The 4627-nt window shown below is 33.5% G+C and carries 5 protein-coding genes; 4 read left to right on the forward strand and 1 reads right to left on the reverse strand.

Annotated features, from left to right (window positions below; genetic code table 11):
- The first annotated feature begins 67 nt into the window (after positions 1-67).
- The 4 genes from CWC17_RS18590 (at position 68) to CWC17_RS18605 (ending at position 3687) form a co-directional block, all read left to right on the forward strand.
- Positions 68-994 carry a transposase gene (locus CWC17_RS18590; protein WP_138614583.1) on the forward strand — a complete coding sequence of 309 codons (927 nt, stop codon included), beginning with the start codon at positions 68-70 and terminating at the stop codon, positions 992-994.
- A 377-nt stretch (positions 995-1371) separates the two neighbouring features.
- Positions 1372-2160, forward strand: a complete 789-nt coding sequence (locus CWC17_RS18595) for a hypothetical protein (RefSeq protein ID WP_212750655.1) — start codon at positions 1372-1374, stop codon at positions 2158-2160.
- Positions 2161-2182: 22 nt separating this feature from the next.
- Entirely contained in the window at positions 2183-2608 is a 426-nt protein-coding gene (locus CWC17_RS18600) for a hypothetical protein (protein WP_138614579.1), read from the forward strand.
- Positions 2609-3345: 737 nt separating this feature from the next.
- Positions 3346-3687, forward strand: coding sequence for a hypothetical protein (locus tag CWC17_RS18605; protein WP_138614581.1), 342 nt, complete (start codon positions 3346-3348; stop codon positions 3685-3687).
- Positions 3688-3983: 296 nt separating this feature from the next.
- On the opposite strand, the gene CWC17_RS18610 is transcribed toward CWC17_RS18605, so the two are convergent.
- Positions 3984-4292 carry a hypothetical protein gene (locus CWC17_RS18610; RefSeq protein WP_089348600.1) on the reverse strand — a complete coding sequence of 103 codons (309 nt, stop codon included), beginning with the start codon at positions 4290-4292 and terminating at the stop codon, positions 3984-3986.
- Positions 4293-4627: the final 335 nt, after the last annotated feature.

Here is a 4627-nt window from a genome sequence, read left to right on the forward strand (position 1 = left end):
TGTTTCAGCTTCTTGGAGTTATGATTTTTGCTTTGCAGATCTTTATGAGAATGCGTTTTATCATATAATGAATCAGGGAAGAGGGCGTGAAAATACCTTTTTGAGCGATGACGACTTTAAGTATTTTTTATATTGTATTGAGCAAGCAAGCCTTCGCTTTAATATTGAAGTGCATTCTTATTGTTTAATGACCAATCATTACCACCTGCTAATCAAAACCCCTGATGCAAATTTAGGCCGAGCCATGAAGCATATTAATGGCCTTTATACTCAATACTTTAATAGAACACACAATAAAGATGGTGCACTGTTTAGAGGGCGCTACAAAGCGGTGCTGGTGGATGCAGATAACTATTTATTGCATGTTAGTCGGTACATTCACCGTAACCCAATTGAAACGAACACACCACTGGTAGATAACCTTGCTAAGTATACATGGTCTAGATATTCAGCTTTTATCAAAAACACAGCGACGCCGAAATGGTTAGTTCGGGACTTTATATTTTCGCTTCAAGGAAAAAAGTGTAAATATGCTGCTTATAAACAGTTTGTTGAATATGAAAACAATAAAGAAATAAGCGCTTTTTATAGTGCTAAAAAGTTATTGTCGGTTTTGGGTTGTGCGGACTTTATTGAAAACATAAAAGACTATATTGCCAAGCCTGATAGCGAAAGAAAGTTTGTTAGTAAAAATCACTCAGCAGATGAAGTTATAGCTTACTTAGCTCAATACTTTAATGTTGAGGTAGATGATATAGTAATGATTAAAAAGGGACGAAAAGAGAAAAACTTACCCCGTTGGTTTGCTATTAAATTATGCCAAGATTTAACGGGGTTAAACTTGCAGGCATTAGCAGCTGTTTTTAATGTTGGGCATTATTCGGCGATATCGAAAGCTGTAGGTAGATTGAATAAATTAATGCTTGAAGATGAAAAGGTTAAATTACAATTGGAAAAACTTCGAGATTGTTTGATGTCTGAAGTCAAGATTTGACCCCATCTAAAGACCCTTATCGGCTAATAAAAATTTTTGAGTTAAAAATTGATCTTTATGGGTTCTATTTTAAGTGCTCATAAAAGTAAAAAGCCGTTGCAGTAATGTGGCGGCTTTTCATTATAGTTTTATGCTGAAGAGCAACAAAATAAGTGAATACCGCTAAAAATCAATGGGGTCATTATTTGGTTCTACCTAATGGGTAACTCCTTTTTGATACTTTTCTTTTTACAAGGCTACTTGTTAAAGTATTGCCAATTCAAAGTAACTCCTTATAAATAGCCCACTCAATTACTCAAACAAGAAATATTGATTTTTTAATCCGACTTAGGTAGCTTATCACTAAATAAATGTGAATATGCTTACAAGGATTGACTATGAATAGTTTAAAAATCAGGGATATCGAGAATAATAAAAAACTAATAGAATCCATTCGTAAAAACCATCAAACACTTTATCTACTAAGTGAAAAAGAACTTATTGAATTACACAAGAATGCTACAAAAGATAAGCCAGGCTCCACAAGCCGAGTCGTGGCTGGTAATATATCAGCGGCTTTAGATGGTCGAGTATTAATTCAAATGATCCGGGATTTAGGTTTTACTGGTCGAGTTTATGAAAAATATATTCGAGGTGAGAAGTATATTATTTTTAAAGGTAAACTCGAATTTAAAACCATATTCACTAAAACAGCTAAAAATGCTCGAGTTGTCGATATGGCTATAGGGAAAACTTCAGCCATAATTCAGAGTGCTCGCTCCGGTGCTCGCTTAACAATATTTTTTACAGTTCCAATTATAATACTTCAACATTTTTTAGAAGATGAGGTTTTACTTAGTAATTTACTTGCCGATTTAGCTGTATCTTTGATAAAAGTTGGTGTATCGAGTATTGCGGCTGCGGTTGCAGCAGCTGCTGTAGGAACAACAACTACAATAGCCGCAGCTCCTCTGGCTGTAGCTATATTTATCGGCCTTGGCATAGCATATTCGTTAGATAAACTCGACGAGTATTTTAGTATTACTGAAAAATTAGGATTGATTTTACGAGAGATTGAAGACGCTACTATTGGTGAAATAAGCAGGAAAGGTTGGGAGTTAGAGAGAATTCTTCGCTGGCAGATTGCTAATGATATAAATCCCGGTAAAGGCATATTTTATCCTTAACAGTATTGGGCTAATAATTCACATGAAAAAGAAACTTTTGTTTATATTTCTATCTATATCATTAATATTATTTAGTGATATATCGGCTTCCAAATCTTTTCCTATGAATAAAATTGGTTGCGCAATTATTAATGAAAATTATTTTGAAGATGCTCCTAAAATGCTAAAGAGTGTTTCGGTAAACCTTTCGACAGCTCTTAATGATGATAAGTTGATTTATAAAAATGGTGAAGTTACTGTAAGCGCGTCAGCTGCAACAGTTATACAAACAGGAGTACAAAATCCCTGGATTAGCTCTTTTAAGATTACCATTTCACAAACTAAAAAAGATACGATTAGCGTAAGGAGCGCTCCAAGGACTAATGATAATAATAAAATGAATGTTTACTTTGCACTTACTTCACAGAGTCGTGGTGAATTAATTATTTCTTGCAGCGCAAGAGAGTAATCTTAATTATGCGTTCAGAGCTAACCTATATAATATTAATCTCAGCTTTATTAATTTTCATATCAACTCTTAGTCCTAAAATAATTAATATATTATATAGTTTAACTTTAACATTCTTTAGTGTTGGATGCTTTTTTCTTTTATACCTGATACGAAAATATCCATCCGAAAATGGGTCAACAACGTTAAAGTCCATACAATCAAAAATAATATTAGCTTTACTTTTATTAGCTCTTTCATTATTTCTCGGATGGTTTTCTTATCAATTTATTTTAGAACCGAATACCATTGCTTGTAAATATAATAACGGATGTGAAACAGGCCCTCTTGGTTGGTCTGTATCTTTATTATTATTTGGGTTATCTATACTAACTTTTTACATTAGCTTGATATTAGCAAAGTCTGCTTATAAGAAATAATTTCTCCCTACCTCCGCATCACATCTTAGTTCTAGTGGTCAACTAATTTTGGCCACAGTTTTAAAATTTAAAAACGTTAGAAATTATTTTTAATGTTAAACACTATTCGGCTGTATCAAAAGCTGTTGAAAGATTAAATGCATTAATGATTGAAGATAAGAAGGTTAAATTACATTGGGAAGTGGTTTGATGTCTGAAGTCAAAAATTTGACCCCATACCCACACAGTTTTTGAGTGACTTTTACTGCTCGTAATATTTTTAGTTATATTAGCCGAGTTTATCAAAAAATATTTTTTATATTTAAAAAGGAATGTTAAATGATGCTTAGTATTTTTTTAATTGCTACGCTAAGTGCTGACTTTCATCTTGCTGGAAAAACTTCTGCGGGCTTAATACTTTGTGAAAATTTAAATAATAAAGCGACTCTCGAAAAAATAAAAGAATATAGTAAGTTGCATAATGAGCTCAATAGTTATTTAAGCTCTGAGTTAGAGTCAAACTCTGACTTAAGTAATCGATTTTATAGTGCGCAGGTTGATTTCATAAATTCATTTGAAAATGCAGATAAAAGTAAATCTTTAGATGAAAGCTTATTAACTAAAGAAAAGTGCCAAATACATATAAATAATGCCAATCAGTTGATAAAAAAGTTTCAGTGAAATGTTTTATCTTGGGCTTAACTTAATTCGATTACGAGCAATTATAGCATTCGGCAGAGGTCGGTTTTTCTAATTTTTGATTAAGGAAAAGTGTAAAGCCTTCCCCCAGTAATGCCGTTTAAAAATAATTTGATAAAGAAGCTAAAAGAGCATTACCTCCATTTAATGACCGCAAAAGCTATATTCAGCGGATTATAATTAAGGGCGATTTTATTGCCCTTATCATGTGCTTAAATTAGTATTTATAAACTATAGCGCTTCAAGGTTTTGCTCTAATCTTAATTTAAAGCCCTGCTTTAATCGTCAGGCCCTTTTAAGGTAAACACTAAATGTTTACGCATATCTTTTAAAATTACGCCTTTTTTAAGCATTGCGCCGCTTAAACGCTTTTGCCATTTTAATAAATCAGGCTCTGCGGCTGCTAACGCTTGCTCGCTTTCAAACTGAAAACACAAAAGTAGCGAACTTGGAAATAAGTGGTATTCCACATCAAACCAGCACTGCAACATACCAGGGATTTCTTCGCGCCCTTGTGCTTCTAGTTTATCGGCAACATTAAGCACAAGTGCTTGTTGTTTTACTTGCACTGCAGAGAGTTTTTTCATTATTAAATCCAAATTAGCGGCTAATATATACAGCCAGAATACGGGCATTATACGCAAGCTTGTAGCTATGCAACAACCGTAGGTTGATTTTAGCGAAGCGAGACCTAACGCACAGCCAATGTAATAACCACAATAAGTAAAAATGCTATTACTTGTAGGCGCTTAGCTTGCAAGCGCGTTGGCCGAAAGCGCGCACTATTTGGTTTTACATGTACAGGGAATTTGTTTTAGTTTTTAAGCAGGAAAACGTATCTAAACTACTATTACCTCTCCAAAAATAATGATTTTTACTCCGAAAATAAAAACGACGCTATTTTGCTAAAAGCTAAAAGCTA

Origin of the sequence: Pseudoalteromonas sp. S3785 (assembly GCF_005887365.1) — a bacterium.
In the GTDB taxonomy this organism is placed as follows: Bacteria; Pseudomonadota; Gammaproteobacteria; order Enterobacterales; family Alteromonadaceae; genus Pseudoalteromonas.